At 52.1% G+C, this 19,891-nt stretch carries 16 protein-coding genes; 9 read left to right on the top strand and 7 right to left on the bottom strand.

Features of this window, described 5'->3' with window-relative positions; genetic code table 11:
* Positions 1-1,581 (bottom strand): Ig-like domain-containing protein (locus CG67_RS06345; protein WP_025902130.1); only part of this gene is annotated, 1,581 nt, incomplete at its 3' end.
* A 521-nt stretch (positions 1,582-2,102) separates the two neighbouring features.
* Between CG67_RS06345 and CG67_RS06340 the strand changes: the two genes are divergently transcribed.
* The 3 genes from CG67_RS06340 to rluF all read left to right on the top strand — a co-directional run bounded on the left by CG67_RS06340 (position 2,103) and on the right by rluF (position 5,538).
* Entirely contained in the window at positions 2,103-3,533 is a 1,431-nt protein-coding gene (locus CG67_RS06340; RefSeq protein ID WP_025902129.1) for a TolC family outer membrane protein, read from the top strand.
* A 395-nt stretch (positions 3,534-3,928) separates the two neighbouring features.
* On the top strand, positions 3,929-4,480 hold the full coding sequence (locus tag CG67_RS06335) for a tetratricopeptide repeat protein (RefSeq protein ID WP_025902128.1): 552 nt from the start codon (positions 3,929-3,931) through the stop codon (positions 4,478-4,480).
* Positions 4,481-4,629: 149 nt separating this feature from the next.
* A complete protein-coding gene (gene rluF / locus CG67_RS06330) occupies positions 4,630-5,538 on the top strand; it encodes a 23S rRNA pseudouridine(2604) synthase RluF (protein WP_025902127.1) in 909 nt (302 codons plus the stop codon).
* 230 nt (positions 5,539-5,768) lie between these two features.
* Here rluF and metE read toward each other — a convergent pair whose 3' ends face one another.
* The gene (gene metE, locus CG67_RS06325; protein ID WP_025902126.1) at positions 5,769-8,039 is read right to left on the bottom strand and encodes a 5-methyltetrahydropteroyltriglutamate--homocysteine S-methyltransferase; all 2,271 of its coding nucleotides are present in this window, start codon (positions 8,037-8,039) and stop codon (positions 5,769-5,771) included.
* Between the two features lie 212 nt (positions 8,040-8,251).
* Between metE and metR the strand changes: the two genes are divergently transcribed.
* Entirely contained in the window at positions 8,252-9,187 is a 936-nt protein-coding gene (gene metR / locus CG67_RS06320) for an HTH-type transcriptional regulator MetR (RefSeq protein ID WP_025902125.1), read from the top strand.
* A 226-nt stretch (positions 9,188-9,413) separates the two neighbouring features.
* Positions 9,414-10,760 (top strand): glycerol-3-phosphate transporter, encoded by a 1,347-nt coding sequence (gene glpT / locus CG67_RS06315; protein WP_025902124.1) that lies wholly within the window; start codon positions 9,414-9,416, stop codon positions 10,758-10,760.
* Positions 10,761-10,821: 61 nt separating this feature from the next.
* Here the strand turns inward: glpT and yigL are convergent, their stop codons facing one another.
* Positions 10,822-11,622, bottom strand: coding sequence for a sugar/pyridoxal phosphate phosphatase YigL (yigL, locus tag CG67_RS06310; protein WP_025902123.1), 801 nt, complete (start codon positions 11,620-11,622; stop codon positions 10,822-10,824).
* A gap of 20 nt (positions 11,623-11,642) precedes the next feature.
* The gene (pldB, locus tag CG67_RS06305) at positions 11,643-12,683 is read right to left on the bottom strand and encodes a lysophospholipase L2 (RefSeq protein WP_025902122.1); all 1,041 of its coding nucleotides are present in this window, start codon (positions 12,681-12,683) and stop codon (positions 11,643-11,645) included.
* A gap of 111 nt (positions 12,684-12,794) precedes the next feature.
* Between pldB and rhtB the strand changes: the two genes are divergently transcribed.
* On the top strand, positions 12,795-13,418 hold the full coding sequence (rhtB, locus tag CG67_RS06300) for a homoserine/homoserine lactone efflux protein (RefSeq protein ID WP_025902121.1): 624 nt from the start codon (positions 12,795-12,797) through the stop codon (positions 13,416-13,418).
* A gap of 40 nt (positions 13,419-13,458) precedes the next feature.
* Here the strand turns inward: rhtB and rhtC are convergent, their stop codons facing one another.
* Genes rhtC through pldA form a run of 3 tightly spaced genes read right to left on the bottom strand, consistent with a single transcriptional unit; the run spans position 13,459 to position 16,847 of the window.
* A complete protein-coding gene (gene rhtC / locus CG67_RS06295; RefSeq protein ID WP_025902120.1) occupies positions 13,459-14,088 on the bottom strand; it encodes a threonine export protein RhtC in 630 nt (209 codons plus the stop codon).
* Between the two features lie 36 nt (positions 14,089-14,124).
* Complete coding sequence (gene recQ, locus CG67_RS06290; protein WP_025902119.1) at positions 14,125-15,948, bottom strand: ATP-dependent DNA helicase RecQ; 1,824 nt, start codon at positions 15,946-15,948, stop codon at positions 14,125-14,127.
* 20 nt (positions 15,949-15,968) lie between these two features.
* Entirely contained in the window at positions 15,969-16,847 is an 879-nt protein-coding gene (gene pldA / locus CG67_RS06285) for a phospholipase A (protein ID WP_025902118.1), read from the bottom strand.
* Between the two features lie 160 nt (positions 16,848-17,007).
* On the opposite strand from pldA, the gene CG67_RS06280 reads away from it, so the two are divergent.
* From CG67_RS06280 to CG67_RS06270, 3 genes are all read left to right on the top strand, one after another.
* The gene (locus tag CG67_RS06280) at positions 17,008-17,478 is read left to right on the top strand and encodes a thioesterase family protein (protein ID WP_025902117.1); all 471 of its coding nucleotides are present in this window, start codon (positions 17,008-17,010) and stop codon (positions 17,476-17,478) included.
* Between the two features lie 125 nt (positions 17,479-17,603).
* A complete protein-coding gene (aphA, locus tag CG67_RS06275; protein WP_025902116.1) occupies positions 17,604-18,320 on the top strand; it encodes an acid phosphatase AphA in 717 nt (238 codons plus the stop codon).
* 313 nt (positions 18,321-18,633) lie between these two features.
* Positions 18,634-19,860, top strand: coding sequence for an MFS transporter (locus tag CG67_RS06270; RefSeq protein ID WP_025902115.1), 1,227 nt, complete (start codon positions 18,634-18,636; stop codon positions 19,858-19,860).
* Positions 19,861-19,891: the final 31 nt, after the last annotated feature.

The raw sequence follows: 19,891 nt of genomic DNA, 5'->3' as shown, positions 1-19,891 counted from the left end.
GTAGGTCGCAGACGGGACCTTGCCGGTATAGCCGTCCACCGGGGTAAAGGTGTATTTACCGTCACTGCCGATGGTCAGGGTGCCCACACCGCTGATCGTCGCGGTTTCACCGGCTTTCACCGTCTGACCATCCACAGTAAACTGCGTCACCGTCAGGGTGTCGCCGTCCTTATCCGTGTCATTGGTCAGCACGTTGCCGCTCACCGGCGTATTTTCTTTCGCCACCGCCGTGTCATTGTTCGCCACCGGCGGGGTGTTGATCGTGCTGAAGCTCAGCGTCGCGGTGGACGTGGCCTGCCCGTCCGTTACCGTGTAGGTCGCAGACGGGACCTTGCCGGTATAGCCGTCCACCGGGGTAAAGGTGTATTTACCGTCACTGCCGATGGTCAGGGTGCCCACACCGCTGATCGTCGCGGTTTCACCGGCTTTCACCGTCTGACCATCCACAGTAAACTGCGTCACCGTCAGGGTGTCGCCGTCCTTATCCGTGTCATTGGTCAGCACGTTGCCGCTCACCGGCGTATTTTCTTTCGCCACCGCCGTGTCATTGTTCGCCACCGGCGGGGTGTTGATCGTGCTGAAGCTCAGCGTCGCTGAAGAGGAGGTATGTCCGTCAGTGATCGTATAGGTCGCAGAAGGCACCGGGCCGGTATAACCGGTCGCCGGCGTAAAAGTGTACTTACCGTCACTGTCGATGGTCAGCGTGCCCACACCGCTGAGGGTCGCGGTTTCACCGGCTTTCACCGTGTGGCCGTCCACAGTAAACTGCGTCACCTTAACAGGATCACTCTCCTTATCCGTGTCATTGGTCAGTACATTGCCGCTCACCGGGGTATTTTCTTTCGTAACAGCCATATCATCAACCGCACCGACATGTACGGTGACCGGAATCTTCACCGGGACAGTCGCCCCATTAGCATCGCGTACTAACACGGTGAATGCGTCCTGCCCGGAGAAACCCGAAGCCGGAGTGAAGGTATAGCTGCCATCGTTATGCAGTTCAACGGTTCCGTGCGAAGGCTTAATTTCCAGCGTATATTTAATCGCAGCAGAGTCCGGATCCTGAACCGTTATTCTCCCGCCAACAGCGGTACCTTTATTGGTTGATAACGGCTCTGCACTGGCTGTAAGTGGCGTTGAGGAATGTCCGCTGCTACTGCTTTGATCATTGTGTCCATGACCGCCAGCAAGCAAGGCAGCAAGGCCCAGTAAACCCGCTCCGGCAAGGCCCGCAAAAATCGGCAAACCATCATGCCATTCAATCTCGGTGAAGGTAAATGCGGACCAGGGCGAAGTGTATTGCCCCCACCAATAAACACCTGCCCCATCTTCAAGAATTAATTCATTACGGTGTGAGTCATTCTCATGGACAAAAAAGTTCTTAATGACAACACGATGTCCGTCGTTAATTACAATTGTTAAATCATTCCCATGTCGTTCAAATGACCTAACAGTTGCAGGATCAATATGCAATTTAACTACCGATGATCCTGACAGCACCAGATTATCAATATTAACATTTTTTGATAATCCATCAGTTTTGTTGATTACAACTGCTGTTGAAAGAGATAAGTTTTTCATAATTATATAATTACTTCGCTATTCAGAAAGAATATAACGCGCAGGATGATATCACTGAGCAATTGTTAAGATAAATTACATATAGATTAGGCAAGCTTGGCATAATATACAACACTCTTAACATAAAAGACCTGGCCAATTGATAGCTGTTTACTATTGTTATTGATGATTTTATAGGTATAACGTAGGTAATTTATAGCAATGAGGGGTTTAATTATCACAAATATAACAAAATTATAACAATTAAAGCACACACAGAATTCAGGGTAAATAATTGCTCCGGCAACCTCTGCACTAACCGCCGGATAAAATTACGTATTTTTTTTTAAGTAATAAGGATAATATTCTGAACATTACAGAGGTGCAGGCACCCTCTGGTAACGAAAAGATATTGCGTATAATAAGGTACTTATGCCCTGATTTTACTTTAATAAAACGCCCATTTATTCCATCGTGAAAATTTATTAGTTTGTGAATAGAATCAAACAAAGCTGTGCTTAATTAATAATAGGTATAAATCAATGAAATCAAGTAAGCACCTGATTTTAAAAGTTCTGTCTCCTCTTTTCCTGATAACAACGGTGACCTTATTTAAGGTTCAGGCAGATACTGTTGCCACTGCCGGAGATATCAATACTCAGGCCCTTGAAGATCAACAATCGTTACCCGACCTCAGCAATACAATTACCAATACTCTCCCGCCGCCGTCATCCGGTATCCCGGATATGAATGATGCCGTTCAGCAGGCAGAACAATGGCACCCGGCTATCGGTCAGGCTGTCGGAAAACTGTTCCAACAGGCGGCAAAAGTGGATCAGGCAAAGTCGAAGTACTACCCTCAGGTCAGCGCGGGAATGAATAACGGTTATTCCAACAGCTACGTCAATGCAGGCTATTCGCCATCGCTGGTGCTGTCGGTTTCACAGATGCTTTATGATTTCGGGAAAGTGTCGAGTTCAGTGAGAGCCGCTGATGCCGGGTTAGCCCAGCAACAGGCCAATGTTATGGTCAGTGTCGATCAGGTCGCTCATGATACGGCCAGTGCAGTCGTTCAGGTCCAGGGCTATCAGAAACTGGTCACCATTGCACAGCAACAGCTCTCCGCGTTACAGCATATCGGGACGCTCATCCAGCAACGTAATACCGCCGGGGCGAGTTCGTTATCTGATGTAGTGCAAACCAATACCCGTATTGAAGGAGCCAGAGCTACCCTGATGCAATATCAGTCCGCTTTGCAGCGCTGGCTGGCGACACTCGCAACGGATATGGGGACAGGTCCGGTGAGTCAGGTCTCTGATAACCTGCCCTCTGCGCTGACTCATGCCTGTGATGTCCGGAAGATTGATTACCGGGAAATCCCTTCCGTTCTTGCAGCTTATGCACAAAGAAATCAGGCTCAGGCGGATCTGGATAATGCCAATGCCCAGATGAGACCGACGTTATCCCTGGAACCGCAGGTGACACACTATCTGAATAACAACTATTCAGATAGCCGGGACCTGAATAAAACACAGTATTCGGCCTGGGTTAAACTCGAAATGCCGTTGTATCAGGGGGGAGGTCTTACTGCCAGCCGTGATGCTGCGATACAAACACTTGAGTCTGCGCGCGCAGGTATACGCCTGGCACAACTGGAAGCCGACCAGAAACTCACGGAATCTCAGGAGCAGGCCCTGAACCTTTATCAGACATTAAGTGTCCAGGAAAGGCAGGAAACCTTAGGTGAAAAAACCCGTGATCTGTATGAACAGCAATACTTACAGCTAGGGACCCGACCGCTTCTCGACCTGCTGAATGTAGAGCAGGAAATTTACCAGGCGAAATTTACCCGTGAGCAAACACTGGCACAACTGCACTCATTGCAGCTGGACTGCCTCTACAGTACCGGAAAAATGCGCAGTGCTTTCGCGCTAAATAACCGGAAAATACAGGGTATCGTCATCAGGCCATAATGGCCGGTAGCGCTGTATTAAAGGAATTTTCCGGCATGGACGTCCGGGGGACATGTCAGCCTGAACACCATAGGTTGTCAGAACCAATGCGTGCTCACCCCGGCCATACGCCGGAAACGTCCATGAAGACCCTTATCTGCCGGATCTCGTCTCCCTTTACGGGTATTGAAGTTAACGATCACGGCATTTCTCCAGTGACCGGAGCGGCGGACAGCACTACCCGCCGTCTGTGTTCCCTCAGGCATTTGCCTGCGATAAGTCATTGTCTGAAATTCAGGCAGACGCTGAATACATGCTTTCGGGCGAGAGGATAAACTGAGAAGGTATCAGACACGGCTCCCTGCCCCTGTGAAAAACACAGGGCTTCTTTCTACAGGCATGGACAGGAACGTTTTATGAAGAAAACCCTTACGCTCTGCATTGCAGTGATCACGCTTAATCTGACCGGGTGCAGTACTGTGGGGCACTTTTTCGGAGGGCTCTGGCCCCGCGGGCATGAAAGTTTGCAGGACCGTCAGTCTGAAAAGATCCTTCAGTCGCACATTCAGCAGTGTGAACAGGGAAAAGTGGCGGAAGATTGTATCCGGGCGGGCTCAATTTATGAGTTACGCGGTGGTGACAATGATGCCCGCGCAATGGACTTCTACCGGAAAGCCCTGGCCCTGAACTCTCCCGAAGCTCCGCAGGCCATTGGCCATCTGTACGAAAATGGCTATGGCGTAACGCAAAGTTATCGCGAAGCGCACCGCTGGTATGAAAAAGGCGCACAGGCCGGAGATGGTAATGCCATGCTCTATCTGGCAAATATGTACCGTTTCGGTCGTGGCGTGGACAGGAATAGCCGTAAAGCATTGCAGTATGCCCGCCAGGGATGTAAAAAAGGCAATATTCTGGCTTGCGCCACACAAAAAGAACTGCAAAAAACGGTCAGAAAAAACCCGGCCTGAGAGGTGTGGCCACGCCGGAACACACAACTTTTTATGGCCTGACGGTAGCCTGTCGCAGTCAGACAGGCGGGTGATCCCTCTTTCGTATGCGATCTCCTGTTTTAAGCACCGGCAGGCTAAGGTATAGTCCGCTTTTTTTCGGAGAATTCATGCTGTCCAACTCATCCATTCGCCTGAATAAATATATCAGCGAGAGCGGTATTTGCTCACGCCGCGACGCCGACCGCTATATTGAACAGGGAAATGTTTTTATTAACGGTAAACGTGCCGCTGTGGGTGCACAGGTATATGCCGGCGATGTGGTCAAAGTGAATGGTCAGTTGATCGAACCCCGTGATGAAGAAGACCTGGTCCTGATTGCGCTGAATAAGCCGGTAGGGATCATCAGTACAACGGAAGAAAACGAAAAAGATAATATTGTTGATTTCGTCAATCACAGTAAACGTGTCTTCCCGATAGGTCGTCTGGATAAAGACTCCCAGGGGCTGATTTTTCTGACCAACCACGGCGACCTGGTGAATAAGATCTTACGGGCCGGTAACGATCACGAAAAAGAGTATGTGGTGACGGTAAATAAGCCCGTGACCGACGAATTTATTCGCGGCATGGCGGCCGGCGTACCCATGCTGGGTACCGTGACGAAGAAGTGTAAAGTCACCAGAGAAGCCCCGATGGTATTTCGCATCACCCTGGTACAAGGGCTGAATCGTCAGATCCGCAGGATGTGTAAGCATTTTGGCTATGAGGTCACCAAACTCGAACGTACCCGGATTATGAACGTCAGCCTGAAAGGGCTGCCGCAGGGGGAATGGCGTGACCTGACCGATGATGAGCTGGTGGACTTATTCAGGCTGCTTGAAAACTCGTCTTCTCTGGCTCCGGTCGAGCAGAAAAACCGAAGTAAATCTAAAGCCACGCCGGCAAAAAAACCGGCGACCGGCGCAGCAGGTACCGTCAAAAGACCCGCAACTGCCGGGCCCGGTGCCGCAAAAACAGCCGGGAATACCGCGTCCCGTAAACGTTTTACGCAGCCGGGACGAAAAAAGAAAGGTCGCTGACAGACCTGCTATCCCCGACTGAGGTTCCCCTCACTGGTGGTTTACGCTTCCCGACGGGCACAGTTTCTGTGCCCGGAATGGCTGATCCCTGCCCGACCGGGAACGCCATACCGGGTTACCGTCCCCTGTTCATCGGCAGGTCTCCGGAATAACCTGCCGTTTTACGGACAAAAAAAGGGGCACAGAAACTGTGCCCCAAAACGTTCAACACCAGATTATAACTTCTTTACTCAGGCAGATTCGCCACGCAGATTTTTCGCTGCTTCAACCATGTTAGCCAGTGCCTGACGGGTTTCAGGCCAGCCACGGGTTTTCAGACCACAGTCCGGGTTAACCCACAGACGTTCTACCGGAACACGTTGTGCCGCTTTGCGTAACAGGTTCTCCATGTACGCCACATCAGGGACGTTCGGTGAGTGAATATCGTAAACACCCGGACCGATTTCATTCGGATATTCGAACTCTTTGAAGGACTCCAGCAGTTCCATATCTGAACGTGACGTTTCAATCGTGATAACGTCCGCATCCAGGGCTGCAATCGAATCCATGATGTCGTTGAACTCGCAGTAACACATGTGAGTGTGGATCTGAGTATCATCCTGCGCTACCGCAGCATTCAGACGGAAGGCATCAACAGCCCACTCCAGATACGCCGCCCAGTCAGACTGATGCAGAGGCAGACCTTCACGCAGTGCCGGTTCATCAATCTGGATGATACCGATACCGGCTTTTTCCAGATCTTCCACTTCGTCGCGTAAGGCTAATGCAATCTGCTTAGCAATCACTTCACGGCTTACATCTTCACGCGGGAATGACCAGCACAGGATAGTCACAGGGCCTGTCAGCATGCCTTTCACTGGCTTATCGGTCAGCGACTGTGCATATTTAGCCCACTCTACAGTGATAGCTTCCGGACGGCTGATATCACCGATGATGACCGGCGGTTTCACACAACGTGAACCGTAGCTCTGTACCCAGCCGTTCTGAGTAAAGACGAAACCGTCCAGGTGCTCACCAAAATATTCCACCATGTCGTTACGTTCGGCTTCCCCGTGAACCAGAACATCCAGACCCAGACGTTCCTGTTCAACAACCGCCTGTTTGATATGTTCGGCGATACCGGTGCGGTAATTGTTACCGTCCAGGCGACCCTGTTTAAAGTCCAGACGCAGACCACGGATCTCAGTCGTCTGAGGGAATGAACCGATAGTAGTGGTTGGCCATGCCGGCAGATTGAAACGTTCACGCTGTGCTTTCGCACGGGTTTGATAGTCGTGCTGACGCAGGCTATCTTTCGCGGTAATCGACTTCAGACGATTACCCACCGCGCTGTTATGGACACGTGAAGAGTTTTCACGGGCACGGATCGGCGCGCTCCAGCTTTCCAGCGAAGCCGGATCGTTGTTATTCAGCGCAGTGCTCAGCAGCGACAGCTCACCACATTTTTGCAGGGCGAATGAGAACCAGCTTTTCACTTCCTCATCCAGACGGGTTTCGGTGCTCAGGTCAATCGGGCTGTGCAGCAGTGAACAGGATGTACCAATCCACAGATTTTTACGCTGTGCAACCAGAGGCTGCAGACGTTCAAACCAGCGGCTCAGGTCAGCACGCCAGACATTACGTCCGTTAATCACACCGACAGACAGTAACCACGCTTCCGGTAATTGTGCATTCAGTGCCTGGATATCGTCACGACCGTGAACCAGGTCAACATGCAGGCCCTGAACTGCCAGCTCGCGGATAACAGACAGGTTCTGGCCGATGCTGTCAAAATAGGTGGTTAGCAGCAGTTTGGTTTGTCCCTGCAGCGCATCGTAAGCCGGTTTGAAGGCTGCCAGCCATTCTGCAGGCAGTTCCAGTGACAGTGCAGGTTCATCAATCTGTACCCACTCAACGCCACGTTTTGCAAGCTCAGCCAGCACCTGCTTATAGACAGGCAGGATGTCGTTCAGCAGAGATAAACGGTCAAACTGCTCACCTTTGACTTTACCCAGCCACAGGTAGGTCACAGGGCCAAGCAGTACCGGTTTAACGTTATGACCCAGCGCCTGTGCTTCATCAACTTCGTCCAGCAGCTGCGTCCATGCCAGTTTGAATGACTGACCTTTGGTGAATTCCGGCACCATGTAGTGATAGTTGGTGTTAAACCATTTTGTCATTTCCGCAGCAGCAGCAGGTTCGCCGGTCGGTGCACGGCCACGACCAATACGGAATAAGGTATCCAGATCGACAGAACCGTCTGCATTACGGTGACGTGCAGGCACGTTACCCAGCAGCAGGCTGGTGGTCAGCACATGGTCATACCATGCAAAGTCACCGACAGGAACAATATCAACACCGGCGTCTTTCTGCTGCTGCCAGTGGCGGGCACGCAGTTCACGGCCGGTTTCCAGTAAGTCCTGCTGGCTGGATTTACCCGCCCAGTAACTTTCCTGCGCTTTTTTCAGTTCGCGCTGCAGTCCGACGCGTGGAAATCCGAGAGTGTGGTTCTGAATCGTCATGGTATTCAATTCCTGTCAGTTAAAGGCTTTTAGGGACATCTGTCTCAATCCTGGCGTTTCCGGCAAGGCAGAAAAGTGTTGCCTGCCAGTACATTCGGAGCTCTGAGAATGTTTTTCAGATGTTTAGCCGTCCAGATGTTTACACATCTATAATCAGCAGGTACTGTAATATCCACAAGCGCAAATTATTCAACTTCACATGAAGGTATCTCATGATCGAGATTAAGCACCTGAAAACATTGCAGGCTCTCAGGACGACTGGCTCACTGGCAGGTGCCGCAGCACAATTACATCAGACGCAGTCAGCACTGTCTCATCAGTTCAGTGACCTGGAACAACGTCTTGGCTTTCGGTTATTTGTCCGTAAAAGTCAGCCACTACGCTTTACCCCGCAGGGTGAAATCCTGTTACAGCTGGCGGAGCAGGTACTGCCTCAAATTCAGCAGGCACTACAGGCATGCCACGAACCTCACCAGGCCACTTTACGTATCGCTATTGAATGCCACAGCTGTATCCAGTGGCTGACTCCGGCGCTGGATAGCTTTCGCAGCAACTGGCCTCAGGTCGTCGTGGATTTTAAATCCGGCGTGACCTTTGATCCTCAGCCTGCACTGCAGCAGGGAGAGCTGGATATTGTACTGACTTCAGATATCCTGCCCCGCAGCGGATTACACTACTCCCCGTTATTCGACTTTGAAGTCAGACTGGTGATGGCGCCGGATCACCCTCTGGCCGCAAAGGCAGTGATTACCCCGGAAGATCTGGCGGATGAGACGCTGTTAATTTACCCGGTGCAGCGTCAGCGTATGGATATCTGGCGTCATTTTCTGCAACCGGCCGGGGTCAGTCCGTCGCTGAAAAGCGTGGATAACACCCTGCTGCTGATCCAGATGGTTGCCGCCAGGATGGGCATTGCCGCCCTGCCCCACTGGGTGGTTGAGAGTTTTGAACGCCAGCAATTGATCGTCACCCGCACGCCGGGCGAGGGGCTGTGGAGCCGTTTATACGCAGCCGTCCGCGACGGCGAGCAGCGCCAGCCGGTGATTGATGCCTTTATCCGTTCATCCCGTCAGCATGCCTGCGAGCAACTGCCTTTTGTCCGGGATGCCTCCTTTCCGGCCCCTGCGAAAAATAGCGCAGAAAAGTAATCTTCCAGCTCAGATCGCCCGGGATCCCCCGCCGGGCGACCTTATCCCCTTGTCATAGAAACAAAAAAACATACTCAGAAATAAATGTTTAACATTTGTGCGCCATGTCAACGTAATTTTTTCCATAAAAGTTAACGTATGCCCGCTTTATTCCGCCTGTTACACGTACCCGCAACCCTCGGCCGTGACAACCTGGCGGGCCAACTTCACCGCGGGAGAACCCTTAATGCTCAGCTTTTTCAAACCAGCCCCCCATATTCCAGCGGTCACAGCGGAACAAACCGACCCGCTGTACCGCCGTTTACGCTGGCAGATTTTCTTCGGGATATTCTTCGGGTATGCCGCCTATTACCTGGTACGCAAAAATTTTACTCTGGCCATGCCGTATCTGATCGAGCAAGGGTTCTCCCGCGGTGACCTCGGGTTTGCCCTGTCAGGGATCTCCATCGCCTATGGTATTTCTAAATTTATTATGGGGTCAGTCTCTGACCGCTCTAATCCCCGTGTTTTTCTCCCTGCCGGGTTAATTCTGGCTGCCGTCGTCATGCTGATCATGGGGTTTGTTCCCCTGGCGACCTCCGGAATTGCCATCATGTTTATCTTATTGTTCCTCTGTGGCTGGTTTCAGGGAATGGGCTGGCCTCCCTGTGGCCGGACAATGGTGCATTGGTGGTCAAGGAAAGAGAGGGGAAGTATTGTCTCGGTCTGGAATTGCGCGCATAACGTCGGCGGAGGTCTGCCGCCGTTACTTTTCCTGCTGGGTATGGCCTGGTTCAATGACTGGAAAGCCTCGCTTTATATGCCGGCAATTGCTGCGATCCTGGTGGCAATTGTCGCCTTTTTACTGATGCGTGATACCCCGCAATCCTGTGGTCTGCCGCCGGTGGAAGTGTATAAAAATGACTATCCGCCGGATTACAATGAAACACATGAAGCCGAACTGACCACCCGACAGATCTTTATGCAATATATTCTGCCGAATAAATTGCTGTGGTCTATCGCGCTGGCGAACGTGTTTATCTACCTGCTGCGGTACGGCATTCTGGACTGGTCTCCGACCTACCTGAAAGAGGTCAAACACTTCACGCTGGATAAGTCCTCATGGGCCTACTTCTTTTATGAATATGCGGGCATTCCGGGCACTCTGCTCTGTGGCTGGATGTCTGATAAGGTCTTCAGAGGGAATCGCGGATTAACCGGCGTCTTTTTTATGGTTCTGGTGACAGTGGCCACCGTCGTTTACTGGCTTAACCCGCCGGGGAACCCGGCCATCGATATGGCCTGTATGGTGGTTATCGGGTTTTTAATCTATGGTCCGGTCATGCTTATCGGTCTGCATGCCCTTGAACTGACCCCGAAAAAAGCCGCCGGAACCGCTGCCGGTTTTACCGGGTTATTTGGTTACCTGGGCGGGTCTGTTGCCGCCAGTGCCATCGTCGGTTATACCGTCGACTTTTTTGGCTGGGATGGCGGTTTTATTGTCATGATCGCCGGCTGTGTACTCGCCGTGCTGTTACTGATACTGACAACGGTCAGTGAGAAAAAACACAAACAGCAACTCAGCCATTCCTGACCACGGGACCGTCAGTACCTCACCGGAGTTACAGTGGCCGGTGAGGTCTGTAGTGCCAGACTTACACGCTAAAGAGTTTTTGCAGATAATGCGGCACGGCATCGTCCGCATTACTACCGATGATTTCCAGCGCCGGTAAGACATCAATCAGGCGCTGATGGGCATTACTCATAATGCAGCCTTTACCCGCCATGCTCAGCATCTCTTTATCGTTCATCCCGTCGCCGAAAGCGATACAGTCCTGTAAAGTCATCCCCAGACGCCGCGCAACTTCATCCAGCGCATGGCCTTTTGATACCCCTCCGGCCATCACCTCCAGACAGGTCGGTAAGGAGAAACTCACATTGACGCGGTCACCCCAGCGGGCAGCAATGGCCTGTTCAAGCACAGTCAGCGCTTCATGATCATCACTGGTGAAAAAAACTTTACTGATCCCGTCGGTGTCGAGCCCCCCCGGCTGATAGAGCTGATACCTGAAGCCGGATTCCCGCACATAGGCACTCTCTTTTTCGCTGTCACGGCTGAGGTACCATTCATCATTACGGTAAACCTGCGTCAGAATCGTCTCTGAAGAGTATTGCAGCTCATACAGGTCGCGGGCGATATCCTGATCGAGGTTATAGGCAAAGATCAGATTGCCTGCGGTATCATGAACCCTCGCCCCGTTTGACGTGATCATATAAGCATCAATATCCAGTTTATTCCGCATCCGCGCGACATCGATATGATGCCTTCCGGTCGCAAATACAAAATTTATGCCCTGACGGGTCAGTTTTTGAAGAATTTCATGGGTGTAATCAGAGAGCGAATGATCGGGGGAAAGCAGCGTTCCATCCAAGTCGGAGGCGACGATGTGATACATGAAAACCTCTTTTTTTAGCATCAGGCCGGAATATCCGGAGGTAATTGAGTGAAAGCTGAGTGTTCAGATGACCTGAAAAGGTCAAAATAACGGACAACAAAATCAAGAGCCCGGGCGCGCATGTCGTCTTTTTCAAATAATATTTCATGACGGGCTCCCGAAATAATTTGCGGAGCGTCCCCTTCACACGGGGATCCCGCCTGCCGTCGGGCTGCACAGAAGTCATTCTGCGCCTGGTTTTCTACCACCAGGTCCTCTTCTGCCTGCAGTATAAGCATTGGCGTCGTGATCAGGGCCGCATCGCGCAGGATTTCACGACCGGCATTGATACTTTCTCTTACCCAGTGAGCCGTAGGCCCGCCCACCTGCAACGCCGGGAGATCGGCATAAAACCGTAAATTACGCTGGTAGCGAACACGGCTGTGCGTCAGTGTATTCACTGCAAACGGCGCGGCATGCCAGCGGCCGGTTCCCAGGGCAAAGCCTTCCCGTAATCCCGCCCGGGTCTCTGTCCAGTTAAGGATACGTTCTGCCATCCACTCCGGCATCGGCAGGACAATACCAAACATCGGTGCCACTAAGGCGACAGCATCAAACAGCTCAGGCTGCCGGCGCAGTAACAATGTCAGAATAGCGCCCCCCATGGAATGTGCCAGCGCAAACTTTTGCTGATAATGACTACCGGAAAGCTCTGTTTCACAGAGCGTTTCTAAATCGTCCACATAATCTGAAAAATTCTCTACGTGGCCGGGATGCGGATCTTCCAGCATTCTGTCGGAAAGGCCCTGCCCGCGGTGGTCGATAATGAAAACATCATAACCACACTGAAAGAGATCATAGGCAACTTCAGGATATTTGATGTAACTTTCGATTCGTCCCGGGGCAATAAGAACCGCCCGCCGGTGGTTCGGTGACGTAAAACTGACATAACGTATATTCAGTGAATCCTTACCCCGGAAGGATTTTTCCTGACGACGACGCCAGAAATGGAGTAAGGGGCCGTTTACAAACGCCGAAAACTCTTTTTCACGGTGCAACCAGCGTTGCGTATGCTGTTTCATGACTCTTCCTTCGGCGTTTTCACATCACTTTCAAACAACTCAATGACGGTATCGTCGCCTGAGATTATAACGTATTCTAACGATCTTCTGCTGATGAATGGAGCGATATCAATGACCCTTGAATGGTGGATCACTTACCTGTTGACCACTACCCTGCTGAGCCTTTCCCCGGGGTCCGGTGCCATCAACACCATGAGTACCGGGATAAGCCACGGCTACAAAAAAACACAGATTGCGATTGCCGGACTACAGAGCGGGCTGGCTGTTCACATTATCCTGGTCGGGGTCGGGCTGGGGGCACTGTTTTCACACTCCACGCTGGCGTTTGCGATCCTTAAATGGGCCGGTGCCGCTTATCTTATCTGGCTCGGGATCCAGCAGTGGAGAACCAAAGGGGCGATTGATCTGAATGCGGTGGCGAAAGTCACGTCCAAAGGCAAAGTGTACAAACGCGCTCTGCTGGTAAACCTGACAAATCCTAAAAGTATTATTTTCCTGGCGGCCCTGTTTCCACAGTTTATTTTACCGCACCAGCCACTGATCCTTCAGTACCTGGTGCTGGGCGTAACCACCATTACGGTCGATATTCTGGTGATGCAGGGGTATGCCCTGCTGGCGACGCGGATTGCCCGCTGGATCAAAGGTCCCCGCCAGATGCAGTTACTTAACCGTATCTTTGGCAGTATTTTTATTGCTATCGGGGTCGTTCTGGCATCCGCCCGGCGCGGTATCTGAGTGTATGACCGGGCCTGCCGGTGAAGCAGGCCCGGAACAGTTAACGGGTCAGTATCAGGTGCAGGCCGAATGCGGTGAACAGTACGCCACCTACACCATCCAGCCATTTTCCCATCTGTTGATATTTACGGCGCATCCACGGTAAAGCAAACACCGTCGCCACCAGTAAAAACCAGCCCAGCGTTTCCAGCAGGATCAGGGCATAAATTCCCCCCCGTTGTAATGCACTGGCATCCTCACCGACAAACAGTGAAAAGACGCTCCCGAAATAGATAACCACTTTCGGGTTAGACAGATTAGTCAGTAACCCGCGCAGGAAGGTTTTCCCCTGCCGTGCCGCGACCGGTGGCTCAGCCGGAACGTCTGAGGCCGGTTGCTTATGCTGACGTCGTGCGGAGCGTAAGAGCTGCCAGCCCATCCAGATCAGGTATAAACCGCCGCCAGCCATAATCAGTTTGTGCAGCCAGGCCATCTTTTCCAGCAACAGATTTAAGCCCAGTAAGGCAACCGCTGCCCAGATAGCCACCCCCATTGTCACGCCCAGTACCCCCATCAGGGCCTCCCGGTGAGAACGGGTCACCGCGGCCCGGGAAATAAAAAAGAAATCCGGCCCCGGGCTCATCAGCGCAAGTAATTGCACCACCGCCAGGGTAAGAAACGACATCAGCATGCCGGTCACTCCTGAAATAGTAGATAGGTAAAAAAATTAATGTTCGCTGAGATGCTGTTTAATCATCTGCATAAACGGCCGGCCAAAGCGTTCAAGTTTACGTTGCCCGATACCGTTCACACTCAGCATTTCTGAGGACGTCACCGGCAGTAACTCGGTCATTTCAATCAGCGTCGCGTCGTTGAACACCACATACGGAGGAACGCTCTCTTCATCGGCGATGGTTTTGCGCAATTTCCTGAGTTTGGCAAACAACTTGCGATCGTAATTTCCGCCCGGGACCCGGCTCGTGCCTGGTCTCGGTTTAGCCACCATCATGCGCGGTACGGCCAGCATAAGCGCAGCCTCACCCCGTAATACCGGCCGGGCAGCTTCGGTCAGCTGCAGGGCCGAATGCTGGCTGATATTCTGGGTCACCAGACCCAGATGGATCAATTGGCGTAATACACTCACCCAGTGCTCATGGGAGTGTTCACGACCAATGCCATACACCGGCAGTTTGTCATGTCCCTGCTCTTTAATACGCTGGTTTGCCGCTCCGCGGATCACTTCAACGATATAGCCCATCCCGAAACGTTGTCCGGCACGATAAATAGCCGATAGCGCTTTCTGAGCATCCACCAGCCCGTCATACCGGCGCGGAGGATCCAGGCAGATATCGCAGTTATTGCAGGGCTGCTGCCGTCCTTCATCAAAATAGTTAAGCAGCACCAGACGACGGCAGGTTTGTGCTTCGGCAAATGCGCCCATGGCATTAAGTTTATGCCTTTCGATATCCTGCATCGCCCCGGGAGGCTTTTCATCCAGACAACGCCGTAACCAGGCCATATCCGCCGGGTCATAGAGCATCATCGCTTCTGCCGGCAACCCGTCCCTGCCGGCACGCCCGGTTTCCTGATAATAGGATTCGATATTCCGCGGGATATCAAAATGCACCACAAACCGGACATTCGGTTTATTGATCCCCATCCCGAACGCGACCGTCGCGACCACAACCTGCAGGTCATCACGCTGAAAGGCTTCCTGAATATGCGCCCGTTGCCGGGGTTCAAGTCCCGCATGATAAGCACCGGCGCTGATCCCGCGACTTTGCAAACGGGCAGCGGTGTCCTCAACCTTCGCACGACTGTTACAGTAGATGATGCCACTTTTTCCGCGTTGCTCCTGCACATAGCGCAGCAACTGCTCGGTAGGTTTATATTTTTCCAGCAGGGTATAGCGGATATTCGGACGATCAAAACTGCTGATCTGTACCAGCGGATCATCAAGCTGTAATTGCCGGAGAATATCATGGCGGGTGGCGTTGTCTGCCGTGGCCGTTAAGGCCATGATCCGCAGGCCGGGAAAACGCTGACGCAGACCGCCGATCGCACCATACTCCGGACGGAAGTCATGCCCCCACTGGGAGATACAGTGCGCCTCATCGACCGCCAGCATCGCCGGTTGCCACTGTGACATCGCATCAAGAAAGCTTTCCATCATCAGTCGTTCCGGCGCGACATAGAGCAGCTTTATCCGCCCCTGCCGGCAGTCAGCATAAATCTGCTGCTGTTCTTCCCGGGTCTGGGATGAGTTCAGGCTGGCCGCCATTACCCCGTTGGCCAGTAACTGGTCGACCTGATCTTTCATCAGTGATATCAGCGGCGAGACCACCAGAGTCAGACCTTCGCTGACCAGCGCGGGGACCTGATAACAGAGGGATTTCCCACCCCCAGTGGGCATGATCACCAGGCAATCCCGCCCGGCGAGCGCCGCATGGATAATCGCTTCCTGCCCCGGACGGAATTGCTGGTAACCAAAGATATCCCGCAGGACTTGCTGTGCCTGTTCCTGCGCCGGAATGACTGCCGATGTTGTCACAAATGTCCTGCACTCATTAATCAGAATAAATCGTTTAACGTGAAGCCGATACCCACCCGGGTCTGACGGTAATTGTAATCAATCAGGGATTCCCCATAACCACTGAACACCTGGGTATAAAAACGCACATGGCTGGTCAGCGGGTAACTCCAGCCGAACAATGCACCACCGTAGCCGGAATTCCAGTTATAGGTACCCTCAATACTGAAGATACTGTCGCCCAGCATATACCCCAGTTTTGCGCGGTAATAGCCCATATATTTAGTAATATCCGGATTGTCGTCACTGTTCACACTTTCCGGGATACGGTACCAGGGCTTAATCTCGGCAATCATATTACCATTTTTTGCCATCAAACGGGCATATACCCGGTTCCAGCTTCGGGACGTCGGGTCACTGCGGCCGTTAGACTGATGGTTGAAGCCCGTCTCCACATCGCGCAATGTCCACCCCCCTAACTGATAGTCCGTCGCCCATCCCACAAAGAGTTGCGGTTCATAGTTCGTTTCACGGAAGGGGGAAGATTCCCGGGCGTTCGAGATCTGCCACCAGGAGCGTTGCGTATAAGACATCGCCAGTACGGAGTTGTCGCCGGCAATCCCGCGCCAGATAGGGAACGCCAGGCTAAGCTGGAATTTTAATTCATCTTTTTTTGCTTTATCTGCCCAGCTGTAGCTGGATATGGCAGAGGTATTCATATTACTGGTATCGGTATAGATCACATAATTGCTCTCATACGGATACAGTAAAAAGGCATTGTCATGCTTTTCGAGCAGATTCGCGATGATACTGCCGCGTACCGCCGAACTGTCATGAACATCCTGGATTGTCGCTTCATCGGCCTGTGCCAGCACAGGACATAACAGGGCAACCGCGGCCCAGACAGAAAATAAACGCATACACTTCACCCTACGGTCAAAAAACAACAAAAATGGCGCTATCACAGATAAAAAACCGCAAAAATGGCCACAAATCTTCACCTGGAAAGGTGTACGGGAACAGCATAATATGTGAATTAATGCAAAACTGCCCAGATGAATTTTCAGCCACAGGTAAAACATGACTCTTCGTTATCTGACTCAGCACCAGGCACGTCTGCTGGTGAGTGACATTTTCGTCAACAGTATGCCTTTTAATCAGGCGCTGGGACTGAAACTTCAGCACCTGGACGAACAACAGGCTACCCTGGTGTTACCCAATAGATCGTCACTGACCGGCAATACTCTGCAAAAAATAGTGCATGGCGGAGTCATTGCGTCTGTACTGGACGTCGCCGCAGGCCTGGTATGTGTCAACTATGCACTGACCCGACAGGACATGATAAGCGAAGAGGAGCTCAGGCAACGCCTGTCAAGAATGGGGACGATCGATTTACGCGTCGATTACCTGCGTCCGGGCCGGGGCGACATCTTTACCGCGACCGCACAACTGCTGCATGCCGGCAATAAGGTGGCCGTCAGCCGGGCTGAGTTACATAATCAGGATCAGGAATATATTGCGACCGCGACAGTCTCTTATCTGATTGGCTAACGCTGATACTTTGCTTAAGAGCCCCGTCATAAAATCAGGAAAAAATATTTTACAGTCCGCCGGTTAAAATGGTATCAGAGATATCCATCTTATTGATGAATTTAACAATATCAGGATTTCTGTTTATGAATACTGCTAAACGTTTGCTGGCGCTGGGTGTTTTTTCTCTGGCCATCACAGGTCCCTTCGCGCAGGCGACAGAAGCCCCCGCCCCCGCGCTTTATCAGGGCGTAAATGTTGCTCAACTGGCACACCAGCAACCCGTTCATTGGGTGTCTGTCGCACAGATAGAAAACAGTCTGAGCGGACAACCACCGATAGCCGTCGGTTTCGATATTGATGATACCCTGCTCTACTCTACTCCCGGCTTTTATCGCGGACAGCAGATGTTTTCTCCGGGCAGTGATGCTTACCTGAACAATCCGCAGTTCTGGCAGAAAATGAATAATGGCTGGGATGACTTCAGTATTCCGAAGCAGGTCGCCAGGCAACTGATCGCCATGCACCTGAAGCGCGGGGATCATATTTACTTTATTACGGCCCGTACTCCGACCAAAACCGAGACCGTCAGCCGGACCATCCAGCAGGACTTTAGTATTCCTGACAGTGCCATGAATAAGGTTATCTTCAGTGGCTTCCGGGCGGGACAGAACACGAAAGTGAGCTGGATTAAACAAAAAAATATCCGGATTTTCTACGGAGATGCCGACAGTGACATTACCGCAGCCCGCGACGCCGGGGCCCGGGGTATCCGCGTATTACGTGCCGCCAACTCTTCGTATCAGCCCCTGCCTGAAGCCGGGGACCTCGGTGAAGAGGTGATTGTCGACTCCCAGTATTAACCACCCGCCGGTCGGGCCGTCTGCTGACGGCGGCCTTACCGCTGGCGACTTCTGCGTTTTTCCGTCCCCATAAGAAAAAACTCTGCTTTCCTCCGGCGTGGCCTGCGGCTGGCTGAATGGCTCCCGCGATGCACCATGGAGGGTCATCACTAACGGTTCTTCCGGCCTGCAGACTGCCCTTCGAAGGCGCGTCCGCACAAGGCTGGTGCTATGATTTTCCGTCACCCCAGTGGTCAGAATTAATCACTTGTTGCTCTCCGGCATGCAACAGAATATGCCTGAATCAACTGTGTTCACCACTGGGGAAAGACTGATGAAGACCGGAAAAATGCTCAATCAACCGACGTTTGCTTTTATCCTGCTTTACCTCGGATTTATGATTTCCTATGTTGACCGTAGTGCAATATCCCTTTCACTGGTCCATATCGGTAAAGACTTTCATATGGGGCCGGCGGAACTGGGTATCGTACTTAGTGTGTTTTACCTCGGGTACACCCTAATGCAAATTCCGGGCGGATGGTTATCTGACCGGTTTGGCAGTAAGTTCGTCATTATTATTTCCATCGGCCTTTGGTCCCTGTTTACGGTGCTCACCGGTTTTGCCTGGTCACTGACATCGCTGCTGGTGATCCGCTTTCTGTTTGGCCTGGGTGAAGGCGGGTATCCGTCCTCTGCCATGAAAGGGATTGCCGAGTTGTACCCGCGTAAAGCCCGTCCGAAAATGACCGGCCTGCTGATTTCCTCTAACTATGTCGGCAGCTTTGTTGCCCCGCTGATCATTGCACCGTTAATCCTCGGGTTAGGCTGGCGGGATGCCTTTTTCAGTATCGGTATTGCCGGGATTGTTTTTGCGTTGTTCTACGGATTGCTTATCCCCCGTACCGGTGGTGACAGCACAGAGAAGCGGCCAAAAATCACCCGGGAAGGTGTCGCCGAACTAATGCGTATGCCGTTTCTGTGGAAAATCATGCTGATCTGGTTCTGTCTGAGTATGGTCAATAAAGGCCTGGATGCCTGGATGCCCATCTACCTGATGAAAGCCCGTGGTCTGGACTTAAAAACCGTCGGCTTTTTACTCCCTCTGCCTTTTATCGCGGCCAGTATCGCCTCCGCACTCGGCGGCTGGGTCATGACCCGCTGGTTTGAGGGGAAAGAAAAAGTGATGCTGATCCTGAGCTGTCTGCTGACTGGTGTCTTTGTTTACGGTATGTATCAGGCGCATACCACCACAGAAGTCATGGTGTATCAGACCATTGCTTATTTCTTTAAATCGTTTGTCTTCTCCGTGGCTTTTGCTCTGCCGGCAAAAATACTGGCACAGCGGCTGGTCGGCACCGGTATCGGCATTATTAACTTTGGCGGGCAGGCCGCCGGATTTGTTTCACCGCTGGCTATCGGGTTGATTATTTCCGTAACCCACAGCTACCCGTCGGCGTTCCTCTTCCTGCTGGCCTCCATTGCGGTGGCGGTACTGATCAGCCTGACATTCAGTACCACGAAAAGCCGTGACATTCCGCTGACGCAGGCCCGTAAGGCCTGAGTGACTGATAGCGGAACGATTATTTGCCGAT

The sequence above is a fragment of the Tatumella sp. UCD-D_suzukii genome, from assembly GCF_000611875.2.
In the GTDB taxonomy this organism is placed as follows: Bacteria; Pseudomonadota; Gammaproteobacteria; order Enterobacterales; family Enterobacteriaceae; genus Tatumella; species Tatumella ptyseos.
The sequence above is the reverse complement of the archived record's forward strand: the minus strand, read 5'-3'. Positions and strand labels throughout refer to the sequence as shown.